Raw genomic sequence first — 919 nt, forward strand, 5'->3', positions numbered from 1 at the left:
TGTCTACACCCTCTTAAGTGATTTGCGACGAATTTTGAGTGGTCTTTGGGCCGGATTAGGTTCCGTGGGCGCGTCAAAATGGAGTTGTACGCCGGAATCTCCGAAAATTCTGTTGGAAAATGTCACCTCTGAGCTACAATGTGGCTCACCAATTTAGAGGATCAAATCATGTCTGCAAACGCAGTTGTTCGTGCCCGCATTGACGAGCATATAAAGGAAGAGGCCACCGTCGTGCTCGCAGCGATGGGACTAACCGTATCCGACGCCTTCCGTATAATGTTGACCCGAGTTGCCCGGGAGAAAGCCTTGCCCTTCGAGCCGTTGGTACCGAACACCACCACGATTGAGGCAATGAAGGAAGCGCGCCGTGGCAGTTTGAAATCGTTCGCTACCGTCGAGGACTTGATGGCGGACCTGAATGCGAACGATTGAACAAACCAGTAGGTTCAAGCGCGACTACAAGCGCGAAGCCAAAGGTCCGCACCGCCAAACACTGGCGAGCGATTTTGTTGCTGTCGTCACAGCCTTGGCGAACGACCAGGTACTGGCCGATAAGCACCGCGATCACGCGCTCACCGGTGACTGGAAAGATCACCGAGACTGCCACATCAAGCCCGACCTGGTGTTGATTTATCGCAAGCCAGATGACGCCGTGTTGCAACTCGTACGTCTCGGATCGCATAGCGAGCTTGGCTTGTAAGCACCAGCCCTCCCAGAACAAGGACTAGGTTTTGTACGAAAAGTCGGCGAGCGAAGGTCAGGCAAGGCAAAAACAGGCGAGGAAGCGGAGTCTACGTGTTGTAAATGAGCATTCCGAGCCTGTTTTTACGCAGCATCACCGAGCGCAGCCACTTTACGTACAGAGCCTAGGACAGGCTTTCCGGGTACAGCGCTGTTAACTTGATGCATAGGAATTTCA

At 53.3% G+C, this 919-nt stretch carries 2 protein-coding genes; both read left to right on the plus strand.

Going from position 1 to position 919, the window contains the following annotated elements; translation table 11 throughout:
* The first annotated feature begins 168 nt into the window (after window positions 1-168).
* Window positions 169-432, plus strand: a complete 264-nt coding sequence (locus ALO64_RS07980) for a type II toxin-antitoxin system RelB/DinJ family antitoxin (RefSeq protein WP_044345982.1) — start codon at window positions 169-171, stop codon at window positions 430-432.
* Window positions 419-700 (plus strand): type II toxin-antitoxin system YafQ family toxin, encoded by a 282-nt coding sequence (locus tag ALO64_RS07985; protein WP_005730324.1) that lies wholly within the window; start codon window positions 419-421, stop codon window positions 698-700. Before ALO64_RS07980 ends, ALO64_RS07985 begins: the two co-directional genes overlap by 14 nt.
* Window positions 701-919: the final 219 nt, after the last annotated feature.

The organism is Pseudomonas meliae (genome assembly GCF_001400515.1).
GTDB classification, from domain to species: Bacteria; Pseudomonadota; Gammaproteobacteria; order Pseudomonadales; family Pseudomonadaceae; genus Aquipseudomonas; species Aquipseudomonas amygdali.

Excerpts from the sequence above, each read along its gene's own strand:
- ALO64_RS07985 (WP_005730324.1), top strand. The coding sequence starts at position 419 with ATGCGAACGATTGAACAAACCAGTAGGTTCAAGCGCGACTACAAGCGC.
- ALO64_RS07980 (WP_044345982.1), top strand. The coding sequence starts at position 169 with ATGTCTGCAAACGCAGTTGTTCGTGCCCGCATTGACGAGCATATAAAG.